At 61.2% G+C, this 18,310-nt stretch carries 13 protein-coding genes, 3 tRNA genes and 1 pseudogene; 7 read left to right on the top strand and 10 right to left on the bottom strand.

What is annotated here, in order from left to right:
* Positions 1 to 83 precede the first annotated feature (83 nt).
* Positions 84 to 953 (bottom strand): 30S ribosomal protein S2, encoded by an 870-nt coding sequence (gene rpsB / locus AC1RJY_RS00115; protein WP_043469978.1) that lies wholly within the window; start codon positions 951 to 953, stop codon positions 84 to 86.
* Positions 954 to 1,361: 408 nt separating this feature from the next.
* On the opposite strand from rpsB, the pseudogene AC1RJY_RS00120 reads away from it, so the two are divergent.
* Positions 1,362 to 1,745 (top strand): annotated as a pseudogene (locus tag AC1RJY_RS00120) (M23 family metallopeptidase); the annotation flags it as partial.
* A gap of 135 nt (positions 1,746 to 1,880) precedes the next feature.
* Here the strand turns inward: AC1RJY_RS00120 and AC1RJY_RS00125 are convergent.
* A complete protein-coding gene (locus AC1RJY_RS00125; RefSeq protein ID WP_043805947.1) occupies positions 1,881 to 3,071 on the bottom strand; it encodes an acyl-CoA dehydrogenase family protein in 1,191 nt (396 codons plus the stop codon).
* A gap of 241 nt (positions 3,072 to 3,312) precedes the next feature.
* Here AC1RJY_RS00125 and AC1RJY_RS00130 point away from each other — a divergent pair, with 241 nt between their 5' ends.
* Positions 3,313 to 6,087, top strand: coding sequence for an AAA domain-containing protein (locus AC1RJY_RS00130; RefSeq protein WP_498600850.1), 2,775 nt, complete (start codon positions 3,313 to 3,315; stop codon positions 6,085 to 6,087).
* A gap of 56 nt (positions 6,088 to 6,143) precedes the next feature.
* On the opposite strand, the gene AC1RJY_RS00135 is transcribed toward AC1RJY_RS00130, so the two are convergent.
* From AC1RJY_RS00135 to AC1RJY_RS00155, 5 genes are all read right to left on the bottom strand, one after another.
* Positions 6,144 to 6,217, bottom strand: a tRNA-Ile gene (locus AC1RJY_RS00135).
* Positions 6,218 to 6,301: 84 nt separating this feature from the next.
* Positions 6,302 to 7,498, bottom strand: a complete 1,197-nt coding sequence (locus tag AC1RJY_RS00140) for a glycosyltransferase (RefSeq protein ID WP_011774215.1) — start codon at positions 7,496 to 7,498, stop codon at positions 6,302 to 6,304.
* 107 nt (positions 7,499 to 7,605) lie between these two features.
* A complete protein-coding gene (locus AC1RJY_RS00145; protein WP_011774214.1) occupies positions 7,606 to 8,511 on the bottom strand; it encodes a DMT family transporter in 906 nt (301 codons plus the stop codon).
* Positions 8,511 to 9,134 carry a CDP-alcohol phosphatidyltransferase family protein gene (locus AC1RJY_RS00150; RefSeq protein ID WP_498600851.1) on the bottom strand — a complete coding sequence of 208 codons (624 nt, stop codon included), beginning with the start codon at positions 9,132 to 9,134 and terminating at the stop codon, positions 8,511 to 8,513. Before AC1RJY_RS00150 ends, AC1RJY_RS00145 begins: the two co-directional genes overlap by 1 nt.
* A 47-nt stretch (positions 9,135 to 9,181) precedes the next feature.
* Positions 9,182 to 10,030, bottom strand: coding sequence for a phage holin family protein (locus AC1RJY_RS00155; protein WP_498600853.1), 849 nt, complete (start codon positions 10,028 to 10,030; stop codon positions 9,182 to 9,184).
* A 174-nt stretch (positions 10,031 to 10,204) separates the two neighbouring features.
* Here AC1RJY_RS00155 and AC1RJY_RS00160 point away from each other — a divergent pair, with 174 nt between their 5' ends.
* The 5 genes from AC1RJY_RS00160 (at position 10,205) to AC1RJY_RS00180 (ending at position 16,017) form a co-directional block, all read left to right on the top strand.
* Complete coding sequence (locus AC1RJY_RS00160; protein ID WP_014921233.1) at positions 10,205 to 11,434, top strand: multidrug effflux MFS transporter; 1,230 nt, start codon at positions 10,205 to 10,207, stop codon at positions 11,432 to 11,434.
* Positions 11,435 to 11,457: 23 nt separating this feature from the next.
* On the top strand, positions 11,458 to 11,637 hold the full coding sequence (locus AC1RJY_RS00165) for a YMGG-like glycine zipper-containing protein (protein WP_017199401.1): 180 nt from the start codon (positions 11,458 to 11,460) through the stop codon (positions 11,635 to 11,637).
* A 123-nt stretch (positions 11,638 to 11,760) separates the two neighbouring features.
* Positions 11,761 to 14,259 carry a phosphatidylglycerol lysyltransferase domain-containing protein gene (locus AC1RJY_RS00170; protein ID WP_498600854.1) on the top strand — a complete coding sequence of 833 codons (2,499 nt, stop codon included), beginning with the start codon at positions 11,761 to 11,763 and terminating at the stop codon, positions 14,257 to 14,259.
* Positions 14,260 to 14,281: 22 nt separating this feature from the next.
* Positions 14,282 to 15,565 (top strand): alpha/beta hydrolase, encoded by a 1,284-nt coding sequence (locus AC1RJY_RS00175; protein ID WP_498600855.1) that lies wholly within the window; start codon positions 14,282 to 14,284, stop codon positions 15,563 to 15,565.
* A gap of 44 nt (positions 15,566 to 15,609) precedes the next feature.
* A complete protein-coding gene (locus tag AC1RJY_RS00180; protein ID WP_011774207.1) occupies positions 15,610 to 16,017 on the top strand; it encodes a hypothetical protein in 408 nt (135 codons plus the stop codon).
* Between the two features lie 49 nt (positions 16,018 to 16,066).
* Here AC1RJY_RS00180 and AC1RJY_RS00185 read toward each other — a convergent pair.
* The 3 genes from AC1RJY_RS00185 to dnaG form a co-directional block, all read right to left on the bottom strand.
* Positions 16,067 to 16,140, bottom strand: a tRNA-Asn gene (locus AC1RJY_RS00185).
* A gap of 116 nt (positions 16,141 to 16,256) precedes the next feature.
* Positions 16,257 to 16,329: transfer RNA gene (locus AC1RJY_RS00190), tRNA-Asn, on the bottom strand.
* Between the two features lie 53 nt (positions 16,330 to 16,382).
* Positions 16,383 to 18,266 (bottom strand): DNA primase, encoded by a 1,884-nt coding sequence (gene dnaG, locus AC1RJY_RS00195; RefSeq protein ID WP_498600857.1) that lies wholly within the window; start codon positions 18,264 to 18,266, stop codon positions 16,383 to 16,385.
* Between the last annotated feature and the right edge of the window lie 44 nt (positions 18,267 to 18,310).

Consider the following 18,310-nt stretch of genomic DNA (forward strand, 5'->3'; position numbering starts at 1 on the left):
TGACAGGACGGCAGCCCACCGTGTGAGCCGCCATCCTGTCAGTTGCCCCTGACGCTGTCTCCAGCGTCAGGGAAGGTCCAGATTTACTTGGCTTCAGCTTCGCCGGCTGCAGCTTCAGCAGCCTCGGGAGCTTCGGCTGCGGGAGCTTCTGCGGCCGGAGCCTCAGCAGTTGCTGCTTCTTCAGCCTTGCTGCCTTCGAGGAGCTCGCGCTCCCACTCGGCCAGCGGCTCTTCCGGAGCTTCGGTGGTGCCGGTTGCGCGCTGGTTGCGGGCGATGAGGCCCTCAGCTACGGCGTCGGCAACAACGCGGGTAAGCAGGTTGACAGAGCGGATGGCGTCGTCGTTACCCGGGATCGGGAAGTCAACTTCGTCGGGATCGCAGTTGGTGTCCAGGATGGCAACAACCGGGATGTTCAGCTTCTTGGCTTCGTCAACAGCAAGGTGTTCCTTCTTGGTGTCAACAACCCACAGAACCGAGGGAGCCTTGGTCAGGTTGCGGATACCACCGAGGTTGGACTCAAGCTTGGTGAGTTCGCGCTTGAGGAGCAGGAGCTCCTTCTTGGTGTAAGCCGAGCCTGCGACGTCGTCGAAGTTGATCTCTTCGAGTTCCTTCATGCGCTGGATACGCTTGGCGACGGTCTGGAAGTTGGTGAGCATACCGCCCAACCAACGCTGGTTGACGTACGGCTGGCCAACACGGGTAGCCTGCTCGGCAATTGCTTCCTGAGCCTGCTTCTTGGTGCCGACGAACAGGACGGTGCCGCCGTGGGCGACAGTAGCCTTGACGAACTCGTAGGCGCGGTCGATGTAGGACAGCGACTGCTGGAGGTCAATGATGTAGATGCCGTTGCGCTCCGTGAAGATGAAGCGCTTCATCTTCGGGTTCCAACGACGGGTCTGGTGTCCAAAGTGGACGCCGCTGTCAAGCAGCTGGCGCATAGTTACGACGGGCATGCCGACGCTCCTTCCGGCAGGTCATTCATGAGAGAGCCCATGGGGCTGCTCTTACCCTGCCAATAGTTGACGGTTGTTTAGCCTTTGCCCGGACGGGCGCGGCTCCTGGCATCCATTGCACTTCTCATCCGGCAGGGAACCAAAGGCTCAGCCGGACCGCAAGAGGCACAATCCTCCGCAGCTTGAAGCCAAGAGGCTTCGCTGGTGGAGGGCTGGATACGCGTAGTCAGCCTGGGACCCTCACATATCTGAATGAGACATGTTCCTGAACTAGCTTGAGGGCACAGCAAACTGCTCCACCTAGTGTACTACAGCGACCCCTGCTGTTTGACCGCGCGCGACCACCCGTTGTCCACATACGGAAGGCCGGGGATCGACCCGGGTTCGTGGTCACGGGAGGCTGGGTTCATGTCCGGTTTGAAGCTCATCGTGTCCACAATTCTTACCCTCGTTGTCGCAGGAGGGACGAGCAGCGCTGCGCCCGCGCCAGAGGCCCGGTGGAGCTGGCCGCTCTCCCCCAAGCCGTCCATCCTGCGAACATTTGACCCGCCGGACAAACCGTGGCTCAGCGGGCATCGAGGGGTGGACTTGGGACCAACGCCCGACGGCGGCCCGGTCACCGCGCCGTCGGATGGCGTGGTGACCTTTGCCGGCGTCGTAGTTGATCGCCCGGTGCTGACCATCGAGCAGGGCGATGGCCTCAAGAGCAGCTTTGAACCCGTCGCCAGTGAACTCAAGCCCGGCGACGCTGTCCGCAGGGGTCAGGTCATTGGCACCATTGAGCCCGGTCACTGCATTGGCGCTACGTGCCTGCACTGGGGCGTCCGCCGCGGCGAGGACTACGTCAATCCACTTGGCTTCGTGACGGACATGCGACCGTCCGTCCTGCTTCCGCTCAGCAGAGTCCCCGCTGCAGCAGCGAACGTCCTAGACGATGGCCGAAACTCCGGTGATCGCCCGGCCGGTTACCAGCGTGTTGATTTCGTGCGTGCCTTCGTAGGAGTAGATGGCTTCGGCGTCCGAGAAGATCTTGGCCATCCCATAGTCCGTAACGATGCCGTTGCCACCCAGGATGCTTCGTCCCAGGGCAACACTTTCGCGCATGCGGGCCGTCGTGAACGCCTTGGCCAGGGCCGACTGCTCGTCCTTGGCAGCTCCTGCGTCTTCGAGTTGGGCCAGGCGCACCATCATTCCCAGGGAGGCCACGGTGTTGCCGAGAATTTGAACCAACTGGTTCTGCACCAACTGGAACGCTGCCAGGGGCCGCCCGAACTGTTGACGCTCCACGGCGTAGCTGCGCGCGACATCGAAGGCTGCCATTTGAAGCCCGACCGCCTGCCATGCGACGGCCAGGCGGGTCACCTTGAGGACCTTGTTGGTATCGCGGAAGCTGTTCCCGTTGGCCAGCTTGAAGAAGTCTGGAACCACCACGTTGTCCAGGGTGATGTCCGCGTTCTGCACCGTGCGCAGCGAGATCTTGTTCTCAATCTTGCTGGCCGAGTAACCGGGCAGCTTGGTGTCCACCAGGAACGCCTTGACCTGGTTGTCGGCTACATCCTTGGCGTAGATGACTACCCAGTCGGAGAAAGTGGCATTGCCGATCCAGCGCTTGGCGCCGTTGAGGATCCAGTTGTCACCGTCGCGCATTGCGGTGGTCCGCGTCCCACCTGCAACATCGGAGCCACCCAGGGGCTCGGTCAGGCCGAACGCACCGATCTTCTTCAGGGAGTAGATGTCTGGCAGCCAAGCGTCCTTCTGCTCCTGGGACGCGAGCGCCTCGATGGAACCCGTGAAGAGTCCATCGTGGACACCCATGAACGTCGCAATGGAAGCATCTGCCCGGGTTACCTCCGCGTGGAGCATACCGGCGAACAGGTTCGAGTACCCCTGGCGACGAACGGGGCTGACCAAGTCCAGTTCCCCGAGCTTGGGAATGAGGTCCATGGGGAACTCGCCTCGGTTCCAGCAATCCACAGCGATGGGCTTGACCTCACGCGCAAGAAACTCCCGGACCTCGGCGAGGCGGTCCTGCTCTTTCCCTGTCAGCATCTCCTCAAAGGCGTAGAAGTCGCCGTCGGCATACGGAAGGTTGGTGGCGTCGAATGCAGCGTTGGACATATTCGCTCCTTCAGGGGTGGTCACCTGCGACCACGTCAGGTCCGGAGTGACTGAGCTGCACCAAGGGGCAATAGGGCAGCCAAGTTACCGGCGAGTAGTAAGTTACTGCTCAGTAACTTACCGCAGACTCTCCGGTCCCGCAACGGACAAGGTTTCATGAGGGTCCCAAAGCCGAGACTCCGAGCAGACAGTTCTGTAACGTCGGTTGTGCAACGCCGCAGACGAATTGGGGGACGTTCCGATGATCAATCCACGACGAGAGGCGATTCTGATCCGGAATCGTCAACACAACGGCCTTGAGGACAGGACCTCGGAAGTAGTGGCGTATCACGCCGCGGGGGCCTTCACGTATGTCTCGTTTGGTTCCGAAAAGAGATACAAGTACTCGGCTGACAAGGTCGTTGTTCTTCGGAATCCCGCCCCGAGACTCCTAGAGCCCCAGGACGGAGTATCCGTGCGGGGCAAGGTCATTGATGGCGTCACGGACGTCCTCCGCTTTGAATCGCCTCAGGGAACATGGTGGCGTGTTTTCCATGCGGGCGCATCAGGAATCGGCTATGAAACCTGTCCAGACAAGGAGATAGCGATCTCCCGACCGTCCGATGAAGAACTACGCGCGCAAGCCGTGTTGGATTATTGGCGGGACGTCGCATCCAAACTCCGGGAGGACGATGCGCTGCGCCGGCAGTACGAGAGTTTCAAGAGCGTCCCGAAAGGTAGCGTCCTTGATCTCTACCTTCGGGGCCAGGCCTTGGACGCCGCCGGGCATTTTCAACAACATCCGATACTGCCTTTTTCGTCAAACGTCAGCCAGCGTGAGGCCCTGTTGAAGGGGCTCAACCACCGAATCTCCGTCATCGACGGGCCTCCCGGAACAGGAAAAACCCAAACCATTCTGAACGTCGTCGCCAACATCGTCGCAATCCCAGGCAAGACGGTTGGAATCGTTTCCTTCAACAATGCAGCTGTTGAGAACGTTCGGGACAAACTCGCAGAGGAAGGCTACGGCTATATCGTGGCGGACCTTCGACGCAAAGAGAAAATGGACGAATTCTTCGCCCGTCAAGGAGCCAGGAATGCCATTGTCGATCATTTCGTCGGCAGCCCGCTCGACGAAGCCCCGCCGGCCGACCAGGTGGCCGATCTCGACAAACGCCTGCAAGACCTGCAAGGGACTGTCCGGCAGCTGGCCCTGTGGAAGCACGAGCTGGACGCGTTCAAACTCGAAAGGCGCCACTTTCTCCTCCAGGCAGACGCGGCTGGCCCGGCCGCGATGAATGAGGTGCCGCCTTGGCACGGTTCATCGCGCCGAATTCTCGAGTTCCTGGCTGATACGTCCTCCGTTCCCTTGGACGAAGGTCCACTCCGGAGGTTCTTCAGGCGCATCAAACTTCGTCTGCGATACGGGTCGTTGGGGAGAGTCGACACTGGCCAAACTGATGTTGTTCTGAGCCTGCAAGGTACTTACTACGATAAGAAAATCGCTGAGCTGGAGCTGCAAATTGACCAAGCCGAAAGGATTTTGGCGAGCGAGGACTACCGGCGTCTGGAACGCGATCATCAGCGGGCCTCACGGCAGACTCTGGAAGCGGCACTCCATCAGCGATACGCCCGGAAGCGGAGACGGATTTATACCGAAAGCAGGTACAAACCGGAATTTGCAGAGTTCACCTCGGACTACCCGGTAGTTCTCAGTACATGCCATTCCCTGCGAAGAAACGTCCCGGCAGGGAAATTCTTGGATTATTTAATCATCGACGAGGCTTCCCAAGTGGACCTGCTCGCTGCCGGGCTGGCGCTCTCTTGTGCCCGGAACGTCATCGTTGTCGGTGACCTGAAGCAGCTCCAGCACATAGCCGACGAAAAGGCGTCGAGGACCGCTCCTAGAGCGCCGTCGCCCAACTTTGATTACAGACTGCATAACGTCCTTTCCTCAATCATCGACCAATACGGTGCCGGCTTTCCCCGTACCATGCTCCGCGAGCACTACCGCTGTGATCCGGCGATCATCGAGTACTGCAACAGGAAGTTCTACGGAGGACAGCTTGTGCCGTATACCTCCGGCGACGTTGAGGGACAGCCGATGGTCGTGGTCCGTACAGCTGAGGGGAACCACATGCGTCAGCACCACAGCGGGGGGCGGACCAACCAGCGGGAGGCGGATGTCATTGCCAAGGAAGTGCTGGACCAATTTTGTTCAGGCATTCCCGATGACGAAATCGGCGTGGTGACCCCGTATCGAAGGCAAGTGGACAAGGTAGCCGAGGCCCTGGTCAACAACATCCAAGCGGACACGGTCCATAAGTTCCAGGGGCGCCAAAAGACCGTGATCATCATGAGCACCGTCCTGGACGAGACGAACCTCGGTAAATCGGGCATCAACTTCGTAGACGACCCCCACTTGGTAAACGTCGCCGTCTCCCGCGCAGTGAAGCGGTTTGTCCTCGTCACCAACAACGAGATGCTTCCCACAAGCCGCCATCTTCGGGACTTGGTTCAGTTCATTCGGTACCGAAACCCTGAAGATGGTGTGTTCGACAGCAGCGTCCTGTCTGTTTTCGACCTCTTGTACAGAGAATATTCTGCGCTGTTGAAACCACTGGCCAGCAGGCTGCAGGGCAATTCACAGTTCACTTCGGAAAACATCATCTGGACGTTATTGACTGAACTCATCGGGGATGAGCCTTTCACCGACCTGGCCATAGCGCCGCAGGTCCTGCTGAGGAACCTGCTGCCTGAGCTGTCCATGCTCACGCCCGAACAACGCTCCTACGTCCAGAACCGCGCAACCTTGGACTTTGTGGTCTACAACCGCATCAGCAACATGCCCGTCCTTGCAGTTGAGGTCGATGGTTTTGCCTTCCATGAAAACAACCCCGCGCAGCACGCCCGGGATGCCCACAAAGACGCCATCTGCCACGCGCACAAGATCCGCCTATTACGTCTACCCACGACAGGAAGTGGGGAGGAAGCCCGCATTCGCCACGAACTAACGGCTGCAGTCAACGGTCAGTGACAGCAAGAGAGCCGTGACCGACGTCTTGATCGTCGGCCACGGCTCCCGTGTGAATGTAGGGCTACTCGGACTTGAACCGAGGACCTTAGGATTATGAGTCCCGCGCTCTAACCAGCTGAGCTATAGCCCCGTGATGCCCGGTCCGGCCGCTGTGAAACAGCAGTACCGGGCAAAGCACTCTAGCAATACTAATAGCTAATGGGGAGTGCTTGTGTCACACCACTTTGTCCTCGTAGGAAGCCCCGCGGTAGAGGTCCTCAAACGTCTGGAGGGTGCCGTTGATGCTGTGCGGCTCAACCATCTCGCGGCTCAGCTTGCCCATGGCAACAAGTTCGTCCTTGGGAAGTTCCACCAGGTGGGTAATCTTGGCCGCGAGCTCATTGCTGTCGTTGGGCGTGAACAGGTAGCCGTTCTCCCCGTCACGGACCAGGTGCGGCAGTGCCATGGCGTTGGCCAGCAGCACAGGAGTGGAAGCCGACATGGCCTCCAGGGTCACCAGCGACTGCAGCTCGGCAGTACCGGGCATGCAGAAGATATCGGCCTTGATGTACGCCTCACGCAGGTCCTCGTCGCTCGCCAACCCAAGGAACCGCACCCGATCCCCCAGCCCAAGCTTCGCTACCTGGGCCTCAAGGGCGGGACGAACTTCGCCACCACCCACGATTTCCAGATTCACGTTCAACTCGCGCGGGGTCTTGGCCACGGCGTCGATCAGCACGTTGATGTGCTTCTCTTCGGCCAGGCGGCCCACGAACAGGACCGTTGGGTTGGCGTGCGGTTCGATGATTTCACCGGGCTGGAGCTCGTAGGCCGAAGAATCGATGCCGTTGGAAAGGGGCAGGACCTTACGCAGGAAGGCGTGCTGGTGCATGGCCTTGGCAGCGAGCGGCGTGGGTGTGGTGACCACGTCGGCCTGACCCATGACCTTGCCCATGTCCTTCCACGAAATCCGGCCCACGATGTCCTTGAACCACTGCGGGAACGGAAGGAAGGGGTTGAGGTTCTCCGGCATGAAGTGGTTGGTGGCTACAATCCGGATTCCGCGCTTAACAGCCTCGTAGAGGACGTGCTCGCCGATCATGTAGTGGCTCTGGATGTGGACGACATCCGGCTGGACTTTGTCGAAGAGGAGGCTGATTTCCTTCTTGATTTCCCACGGGAAGCAGATCCGGAAGTACTCGTGGGTGAAAACGCCATGGGAGCGAAGCCGGTGGACCGTGGCTTCGTCGCGGAACTCCGTGTAGCTCTTGCCCGTGTCCGGACGGCAGGCCAACACGTGCACGTTGTGTCCACGTGCCGTCATCCCCTTTGCAAGGCGGTAGCCGAACTGGGCGGCACCGTTGACGTGCGGCGGGTAGGTATCCGCCGCAATCAGAATAGTGAGGGGCTTGTTGGTGTCGGGAATGGTCACGTGGAGAACTCCTGATGGTCACGGTGCGGACAGCGTTGCTTGTGGCAATGCTGCGGTGTCGCCGGGTTGCCGACCGCAATAACGGTGGCGCAAGGTAAATCTCTGCCCTAAGCCTTCCGGCTGGCAGCCGCCTTCGCATCCTTCTTGCGTTTGGTGACTTCCGGATGGTGCCGGCTCAGGGCAATAACCCCCACGATAGCAAGCGTAGCGGCCGCAGCCATGGCGATGGCCATCACGGCGTGGACATCGGGACGAAGCTCACCGAGGATCACGATGCCGATTGCGATGCCCACCATCGGGTCAATGACGGTCAACCCGGCGATTACCAGGTCCGGCGGTCCTCCGGAGTAGGCACTCTGCACGAACCAGGAGCCCAGTCCCCCGGCGGCCACGATGGCGATGAGGGTGTACCACTGGACGTTCAGGAGGAACAGACCGTTGGGATCGAGCAGGTGCTTGCCGATGATGCGGGTCAGCACGGCGACGAAGCCGAAAAGGACACCGGCTCCCAGAATGTAGACGAAGGCACTCATTCGGTGCCTGAACACGACGGCCAGTGTTCCGAAGATGCCCACGGCCAAGGCAAGCAGGAGGACAATCGTCAGCTCGTCTTCGGTGTTAACGTGATGGTTTTCCTGAGTGACGTTGACTGCCAGCAGCACGAACAACGCCGAACCCGTAACACAGGCACTGATGGCCACCACAGTGGCACGGTTGATGCTCAGGCCCTGGTCCTTGGCGTTGACCACCGTGGTGATCACCAGTGCGATGGCACCTATGGGCTGCACCACTGTGAGGGGCGCGGAAACCAAAGCGACTGCGTTCATCACCATTCCGAGGGCAAGGAACAACAGCCCGAGCATCCAACGGGGATTTCGCAAGAGCCGCAGGAAGCCATTGGAGCTGAGCGCCAGGCCACCGGTATCGGCTTTCACCGCGCTGCCCTGCCGCTGGGCGCCGATGGCGAGGAAGAAAGCACCAAGTACCGCGAGAAAAACCGCCAGCCAGACCATCAGCCTCGTCCGCCGTCGTCGGTTTTCAATTCTTTACCCTTACGCAAGATGGCCCAAAAATAGTTGTAGGCCGCAACCCAATGGCCTAGCAGGCCGAAGCCCAAGAAGGTCCAAGCAGCCACGAAGTAGACCTCGGTAAGTGGAATCGGCAGCTTGGACAGGACAAGCAACGGTGTGCCGACCAGCAGCAGCGCCGTGCGGATCTTTCCAATGATGCTCACCGGAAGGTCCGGGTGGCTCCGGAAGTAGATCAGCGAGGCGATGGCCAATACGGCGTCCGGCACCAACAGTGCGGCCAAGTACCACCACTGCACGACGCCGGCAATCGCCAGCGTGAACGCGACAGCCAGCAACGCGGCCCGGTCGGCCATCGGATCCAGTATCCGGCCCAGCTTGGAGGTCTGGTCGAAGCGTCTGGCGATGTATCCATCCACCCAGTCGGTACTGCCCATGATGACGAGCACCAGGACCGCGAAGCCGTACTCCTGTTCTGACAACACGAGCCACACAAATAGCGGGACGCCCATGAAACGAAGGACTGTGAGGACGTTGGGGATCGTGAAGATGAGGTCATGATCAACCTGCGGCCGGTCAGGGTTCGACCCAGCTCCGATCAATCTCATTTTTGTCCCCCTTCCTCGTCTTCAGTCTTTGGTGCCCCGATTGGCTGCTACTTCTTCAGCAGCTTCCTCAGCGCAACAACGAAGACCACGGCAGCGGTGGCGAAAGCTGCGAGGTCCTTCCACCTGGCGGCAAGCCGTTCGGTGAGGCTTTCGGGTACGGAGTCTCCGAGGTCGGCAAGCTTCGCTGAAGCGAATTCCTTGCCGTCTCTGAACTTTCCGTTGGCGCTTTCCAGCAAAGCCTGACCCTGCTTCTTGACGTCCAGCTGCTCACCGAGTTCGTCGCGGACGCCGGTCAGGTGTTCACGCCGCCTCTTCAGTCGCGAGCGAAGTTCGGCTTCGGTGGGCGCCTTGACGGCGTCTGCTTCCTTGGCCGCTTCCTTTGCAGCCTTTTCTGCCTTGGCCTTCTCCGCGGCTGCTTCCTTTTCAGCCTTCGCGGCCTTGGCGGCAGGCGAGTTGGGATCCAGGATGGATTCGTCGAAGGCAGAACCTTCCTTGGCAATTCCGAGATCGTGCTTGATGCCCCTGATGGTGTCTTCGGGGACCAAGGGCATGGCTTTCTTGAATTTGGCTATGCCTATCAAGGATGCGATAGCCACAATCAGCAGGAAGAATGCTGCGACAATCAGAGCCGCCAGCCAGCCGGGCATAATTGTGGCCAAACCCAGGATGGCTGCGACAACCAGCGCAATCACCAGGAGCCCCAAGAACACAAGCGCTACTCCGAAGAATGCGCCAGCGATGCCAACCTGCGTGGCCTTTCGCTTGAGTTCTACCTTCGCCAGGGCGATTTCGTCGTTGAGTTGCCTCGGAACCAGCCTTGCTACGAGCTTGAGGGTCTTCGGCATAGTACGAATGGCTGGTCCTTGACTGGTCCGGCCGGTGTGACGTCCACTCATGGGTTCCGCCTAACTGCTTCCTCTGGGCATCGTGTAAGGCGAACGCGGCGCAAAAAACCATCGCAGCGTACACCTGTCCTCAAAGCTATCATTCAGGTTCCTGCTGAACTTTCGGGACGACAATGCGGCGCGCCCGTCATAGGTCCAATAAATATGATCCGGGCCATAGGATAGATGATCGTGACCTCTCCCATTGCTCCGGGCGATTCTCTGAGCCGACGCGAAAAACTTGTCTACATTCTCCTGCTGGGTGCCCTCACTGCCCTGGGTCCTTTCACTATTGACCTGTATCTTCCGGCGTTCCCCGCCTTGGAAGAGAGTTTTGACGTATCGGAAGCGGCAATCCAGCTCACACTGACCGGTACAACTGTGGGGTTCGGGCTCGGCCAGCTGCTGGTGGGCCCCTTCAGCGACAAGGTTGGACGTCGGCTGCCCCTGATTCTGGCCACGGCTTTGCACATCGGCTCTTCGCTCGGCGCGGCACTGGCCACGGACATCGGGATGCTCTCCCTCTTCCGCGTGCTCATGGGAATCGGCGCTGCCGGCGGTGGCGTGGTGGCCATGGCCATGGTCCGGGACCTCTTTCACGGCTACTCCATGGTCCGGATGTTCTCGCGGATGTCACTGGTCAACGGCCTCGCCCCCATCCTGGCGCCGGTCATCGGCTCCCAACTGCTGCTGGCGTTCCCGTGGCCGGGCATCTTCTACTTCCTGGCCGGTTATGGCCTGCTGGTCATCATCGCCTCCATCTTCTTCATTCGGGAGACACTTCCGGCCGACCAGCGCGGAAAGTCCGCCAACACGGTGGCTCAACGCTATAAGACCGTCCTGACGGACAGGATTTTCGTGGGCATGGTGCTGGTGGGAAGCCTGAACTTCGGCGGGCTTTTCGCATACCTATCGGCTTCCACCTTTCTCTTCCAGAACGTCTACGGCTTTTCGCCGCAGGAATACGGCATCCTGTTCGGGGTCAACTCCCTGGGCATCGTTGCAGGCGTGCAGATCAGCTCGCGCCTGATCCGACGGGTGGCGCCGCAGTGGATCGTGGCCGGGGCAACGGTGTTCATGCTGTTCACCGCCCTCCTGATCGTGGTCCTTGACCTGTTGCATGTGGGGTTGTGGGGCATCCTCATTCCTTTGTGGTTCTACATTTGCGCAACAGGCTTCATGTTCCCGTGTGTACAGGTCCTGTCCTTGGCGAACCACGGCGCGCAGGCAGGCACCGCAGCATCGCTCCTGGGCGCATCGCAGTTCATGATGGCCGGGATTGTCCCGCTGGTGGTCGGGTGGCTGGGCGTCAGTTCAGCCGTCCCCATGGGCGCCGTGATGGCCGCCTGCATCACCGGCGCGATCGCCGCGCTGTGGTTGATCGTCCGGCCACGGTCTGTTCCGTCCATCCATTAGAACCAGCCCCGTAGGCTGTGACCATGACTAATAAACCGCACCGCAACGGCAGGGGCCTCTTCCTCGGCGCTTTGCTCGGCGCCGTCGCCGGTGCTCTTTTGGGCCGCGCCGCCGGCAGCGCGCTGTTTGGTGCCATCCTGGGTGCCGTGATCGGCGCCGCCGTGCTGTACCGCGTGAATCCTGGCCCTTGGAAGAGGGACTAGGCCGGTCTCTCAGGCGACCCGCCGCCGTCGAGAGTCACCAAACCCTCCCGTAACTGCGCGCCGCAAGGCAGAATGGTGGCCAGCCGGGGTAACCGGTGCTTGAACCGGTGAAGGGGACATCACATGAGCACGGCTGTTGTATTTCGGGGCAGTGTGCGGGGCCTGGCCACCGTCCGGAGGTTGCCGCTGACGCTCGCTCTGGTGGTGATCCTCTGGGTACTGGGTGCCGTTTCCGGTAGCCTCATCAACGGCCCCGGCCAAGACTTGTTGGATCAAGTCGGAATCGGCTTGGCGGTAGAGCCCGGGCCGTGGTGGTCCATCTTCACGTCGGCGTTCTTTGCTTCCTCTCTTGTGGACTATCTGGCCTGCACGGCGGCAATCCTGGTGGGTGTCGGCATCGCCGAACGCGTCATGGGCCCTTGGATCGCCTTGGCTGCCTTCATAGCCGGCTCAGCCCTCAGCGCCTTGGTTCTTGTGGCGCTTGTAACCTTCGGAACGGACGCCAGCGACCAGTGGCTGAGCTTCTTGGGCGGCGAATATGTAGTGGGCGCCTATGGCGGCGCCGCCGCTGCATTGGGATGTTCGACGGCGGCACTCGAGGCACTGTGGCGTCGTCGCCTGAGGACGTGGTTGCTGGCCGCCACGCTGATGTTTGCCTTGTTCGTGGGCGTTGCCCAAACCCTGCAGGCGCTGGCCGGAGCCGTGATCGGGATCTTGGCGGGTTGGGCCGTCCAGTCGCTGGTGCTCCGCCGCAGGGCCGGATCGCTCCACTCGTCAAGCCTTCGCGAGACCCGTTTCCTGGTAGGCACAGTGGTGGGCGTCTTCGCCGTCGGACCTCTGCTCACGCAACTGACCGGAACCTGGGAAGTAGGGCCCCTCTCCGTCGTTTCCGAGGTCATGCTCCAGGCCAGTCCCGACGCCGATGAGGTTCAGGAAGCGTGCAACAACGACACCAACTGTGTCACCCTGCAGGGCATCGTTGGCGTCCAAAGCTTCGGCGCGGCCATCCTGACACTGATTCCGGTTCTTCTGTTGCTTGTCTGTGCCGAGGGCCTCAGGCGCGGCCGACGGCTCGCGTACCGGCTGACGCTTGTTATCCAGCTGTATCTTGCCGCTGTGACCGTCCTGTCCATCCTCCAATACGTCTATGATCCGGATGTCACGTTGGGCGATGACGACTTCGCGTACCTCCTCCTGTACGCGGTCCCAGCAGTCCTCGCCCCGCTCATCATCGTGGCGCTGCTGCTCGCAAACCGGCATAAGTTCCGCGTCGAGTCGAGCGACGCGGGTTATCGGGTCCTCGGCCGGACCTCGCTCATCCTGGCTGTCGCCGCCGTGATCTTCTATGTGGCGTTCTGGTTCATTGAAGGCAACCCGGGCCGCTCTACCCTGCTGGACCTTGCCGGGCAGCTAACCCACATCCTGGTTCCTTTCCCTGTCCCCTTCGTTGTGGCCCTCCCGCAAGGCCTGCTGAGCACGGTCCTTTACGGCCTGGGCGGGGACATCATCTGGCTGTGCATCCTGGTGCTGGTCCTGAATAACTTCCGGCGGTTCAGGATGCTCGCCACTGATCCGGCAGCCGATCTGGGGCACACCAGGGAGCTGTTGCATGATGGCGGCGGCACGCTGTCCTGGATGGCGCTGTGGGACAACAACCAGTACTGGTTCACCCCGGACAGGAAGGCCGGTATTGCCTATCAGGTCCATAACGGCGTGGCCCTTACGGTTGCGGGTCCTTTCGGCGCTGAAGAACACCATGCCGATGCGGCCGCTGGATTCCTGAAACACTGTTCGAACCTCGGGCTGATCCCGTGCTTCTACTCGGCAACGGCAGAGCTCGATGCGCCGCTCCTTCCCCGGGGCTTCAGGAAGCTGGAAGTGGCGGAAGAGACACTACTCAACGTCCAGGCCATGACCTTCAAGGGGAAGGAGTGGCAGAACGTCCGCACCGCCCTGAACCGTGCAGACAAGCTGTCCATCAAGGATCACTGGTACAACTACCCTGAGATGCCGCCGGGAATCAGGGCCCAGCTCGCTGAGATTTCCGAGGAATGGGTGGCTGATAAGGCACTTCCTGAGATGGGCTTCACCTTGGGTGGCCTGAATGAGCTCAAAGATCCCGAGGTGCTCTGCTGTGTTGCCGTGGATGACGCCGGCCTGGTCCATGGAGTCACCAGCTGGCTGCCCGTTTTCAGCCAAGGGACCGTCTCGGGGTGGACCTTGGACTTCATGCGCCGCCGCACCACGGGTTTCAAGGGCGTCATGGAGTTCCTTATTGCCTCCGCCGTGACCCACTTCAAGGATGAAGTCCCTCACATCTCCTTGTCCGGCTCTCCGCTGGCCAACGCAGGAGCCGGCGCCGGCGAGGGTGACCGCAGCACACTGGACCGCGTCCTCGCACTCCTCGGGAACGCCTTGGAACCCATGTATGGCTTCAAGTCGTTGGCCGCCTTCAAGTCGCGGTTCCAGCCGGAGCACCGGACTTTGTACATGTACTACCAAGACCCGTTGGCCCTACCGTCCATCGGTATTGCCGTGGGTTCCGCCTACTTGCCGGGACTCTCCCCCACGCAAAGCGCGGGGCTGTTGCGGCAGATGGTAGCCAAGGAGCCCGCCGCGTGACGCCGGAACGGACTTCCCGGCGATGAACGAGCTTTTGAAGCTTGAGATCAGCGGCCCTCTTGTCATGACGATTGCCGGAGTGATCGGCGCCGGGTTCTTCCTGCTTCTGTTCCTCAGGCCTTCGGCGCGCTGGGCCCTCACAGCGATCACGGCCATTGTGGTGGCTGCTCTGTTCGGGTGGTTGACTGTGTGGATCGTGGAGGACGTTTTGGATGTCTTCCATGTGGGGCTGACTCCCCGGGTGTGGTTCTGGGCGATCTCCTGCTTCGCCGCGTTGGGACTTGCCGTGGTGAGCTTCCGCCACAGTCCGCGATGGCGGAAGGTGGTGGCCGCAGTATCCGTCCCGGTATTCCTCCTGGTAGCCGCGCTTGGCATCAACACGGAGTTTGGACTCAACAAAACCCTGGGCTCGGCGCTGGGAATCTCCACTGAGGACGTCATCCAGTTGGCCAAGCCGGACCCGGATGCCTCCAGCCCGGCAGGTCCGCTATGGCAGAGCTGGAAACCCCCGGCTGACCAGCCCTCGAAGGGCGAAGCGGGCACCCAGGTCATTCCAGCCACAGCCTCCGGCTTCAACGCAAGGCCGGCGGGCATCTATCTGCCCCCTGCAGCCCTGGCGGCACATCCGCCCAAGCTGCCCTTGTTCGTCCTCATGATGGGTCAGCCTGGGCTTCCTGACCCGCAATACGTCTCCGCCGCACTGGACGAGTTCGCGGCAAAGAACAACGGCCTGGCCCCCATCGCGATCGTCGCAGACCAGATCGGGCCGGACCAGGATGACACCCTCTGCCTGGACACCGCCAAGTATGGAAATGTTGAAAAGTACATCAACGAGGACGTGGTGAACTGGGCCAAAGCCAACTTGAACATCCTTCCCGACCGCGAACACTGGACCATCGCCGGGTACTCCAACGGCGGCCAGTGTGCCATTTCCTTCGCGGTCAAGTACCCGGAGATGTGGGGCAACGTGGTGGACATCTCGGGCGAAGAATTCCCTGGCGCGGAAGACCCGGCCGGGAACCTCGCGGCGATCTTCAACGGCAACCAAGCCGCCTACGACGCCCAGAAGCCCATCAACATCATGAAGGGGAAGCAGTTCCCCAACACAACTGCAGTTTTCACCGTGGGCTCGGATGACACCACCTACGTAGCGGCTGCAAAGGCAGTCTCCGCAGCGGCCCGGAATGCCGGGATGACGGTGACCTACTACGAGGTGCCCAATGGTGGTCACGTAGGCCTGGCGCTGAATGCGGGACTTACTAAAGGCTTTGAGGTGCTGTATCCCAGGCTGGGTCTGTCCAGGTAGCGCTCCCTCTTCTCCGGGCCACGCGCTGGCGATAAAGTTGACATGTGCCACATTGGCAAGAGCTGCAGCCGCTTCCGGCACCGTGGCAGCGTCGGGATGAACGCATCCTGCCGCTGTGGTGGGACCGGCTGTGTTCGGTGACCAGCCCGCAGTCGGCCGCCCTCTACGCCGCAGGGCTTTTTACCGACGATCGCCGTCGCCCCATTGCCCAGTGGTACAACCCCGAAACGGACGCCGCGCTTTTGGTCGCCCCGGAGACCTCCCCTGAATGGCCGGTCCAGCGCTTCGGCATCTTCTATGCCCCGCCGGGCGGCGGCTTCACCCGCGTCTACTCGGCACCCCACGAATGGCATCCCCGCGAGCCCAGGACTCCGCCCACCGAGCAGGATTCGTTCCTCGCCGCCGTGGCCGAGGCCGCCCGTTTCCTGCAGGTGGAGATGGATTTCGTCTGATAAAAAGCGGACCCCGCACCAGCAGTGAAGCCGGTACGGGGTCCTTATGCTCCTCCGGACTGGACTTGAACCAGTAACCCTTCGATTAACAGTCGAATGCTCTGCCAATTGAGCTACGGAGGAATGAAGCGGTTATGACTTTAGCAAAGGTTCTACCGGAATGCGAAATCGGCATGGCATACCCCCTGGGGGTATAAAAATACCCCCGTTCCGAAAGCCCGGAACGGGGGTATTGTGCGCTCCTCCGACTGGACTTGAACCAGTAACCCTTCGATTAACAGTCGAATGCTCTGCCAATTGAGCTACGGAGGAATGAAGCGGTTACTAGCTTAACAGGGGCCCGCCGGAAAACGAAATCGGCGCTGTCAGCCGTCCGAACGCAGTGCCCTGCGCTCCATTTCAAGCTGCATCAGCTCCCGGTTCAGCCGCTGAAATTCTTCCGGATTGGCGCCCGCGTCCAAGCGCTGCAGCTGCCCCATCTTGTCTGCCTTGATGCGGGTGATCTGCAGTTCGAAGAGACGGGCCAGAATGTCGCGGCAGTACCGCTGCATGGCCTCAGGCGTACTGGCCGGCAAGGGTGTCACCGCGAGCTCCGAGACGAGCGACCTCAGGGGTTCCGGGACTTCCTGGCGGATCTGTTCCACCCAGGCCACAGGATCAGCCGCGTGGGCAAGCCCGGTGGCACGAATGGCAGCGTGGACCGCCGAGTAGGCAGGCGTGGCAAAGTGGGACGCCTCGAAGCGCTCCCACGACACGCCACCTAGGACAGCAGGATCCTGGAGCGCCACCTCAAGCGCCTGGCGCTCCATCCCGGCCACGGGGTCGCGCGGGTCGGGACGATGGAAAACCGGACTGCTCGACGGCGGTGCTACCGCCGTCGTCGACTGTTCTCCCGAGCCGCCCGCGGCGGCGCGCTTGGCAGCTCCGCCAACGAATCGGCTGACCTCTTCGATGGGCATCCCCAGCCACCCTGCAAGTTCGCGGGTGTAGCCCGGCCGCGCGGCAGAGTCCCTGATCTGCGCCACCACGGGGGCGGCCTCCCTCAGGGCAGCTACACGGCCTTCCACGGTGTCGAGGTTGTGCCTGCGGAGCGAGGCTTTGATGGCGAACTCAAAGAGGGGTTTCCGGCTGCTGATCAGGTCCCGCACCGCGGAGTCGCCCTTGAGTTGACGAAGATCACAGGGATCGGCACCGCTGGGTTCAACTGCCACGTACGTCTGGGCTTGGAAGCGCTGGTCTTCCTCGAACGCCCGCAGGGCTGCCTTCTGGCCGGCGGCGTCGCCGTCAAAGGTAAAGATGACCTCTCCCCCGCTGCCATCGTCCGAGAGCAGCCGCCGGGCCACTTTGATGTGCTCGGTACCGAACGCAGTACCGCAGGTGGCCACCGCCGTCGCGACTCCGGCAAGGTGGCAGGCCATGACGTCCGTGTAGCCCTCGACCACCACCAGTTGCCGTTCTTTAGCGATGTTCCGCTTGGCGAGGTCGATCCCGTAGAGGACCTGGGACTTCTTGTAGAGCGTGGTCTCAGGGGTGTTCAGGTATTTGGGCCCCTGGTCGTCTTCAAAGAGTTTGCGGGCACCGAACCCAATGGTGTCTCCCGCGATGTCCCTGATGGGCCAGATCAGCCTTCCGCGGAAGCGATCGTAAATCCTCTGTTGGTTTCCGGGTCCCCCGGCCGAGAACATCCCTGTGAGTTTCAACTCAGCATCCGTGAATCCACGGCCGCGGAGGTGCTTCAGCAGTCCGTCCCAGCCTTGGGGCGCGTATCCCACCCCGAAGTGTTCGGCGGCAGCGCGGTCAAAACCGCGGCCATCCAGGAAGTTGCGCCCTTCGGCTGCTCCGGGCGTCAACAGTTGGGCGCGGAAGAACTCGTCGGCGATCTTGTGGGCATCCAGGAGGCGCTGGCGCTTGCCTACTTCCTCGCGGCTGGGACCGGTGCCGCCGTCCTCGTAACGCAGCTCGTAGCCGATTCTGGCGGCCAGTTTCTCAACAGCCTCGTGGAAGGAGCTGTGGTCCATTTTTTGGACGAAGGAGATGGCGTCTCCGTCCTCGCCGCAGCCGAAGCAGTGGTACCTGCCCACTTGCGGGCGAACAGTGAAGGAAGGCGAGCGTTCGTCGTGGAAGGGGCAAAGGCCCTTGAAACTGCCCAGCCCGGCGCCCTTGAGGGTGACGTAACCGTCAACGACTTCCTTGATATCCGTGCGCTGGCGTACTTCGTCGATATCTTCACGTTTGATCAGGCCAGCCACGTGACCATCCTAGTCGCTTGGCCGAAGAGTCCCCGCCGTTAACT

Source organism: Arthrobacter sp. GW822-FHT05G07 (assembly GCF_058799755.1).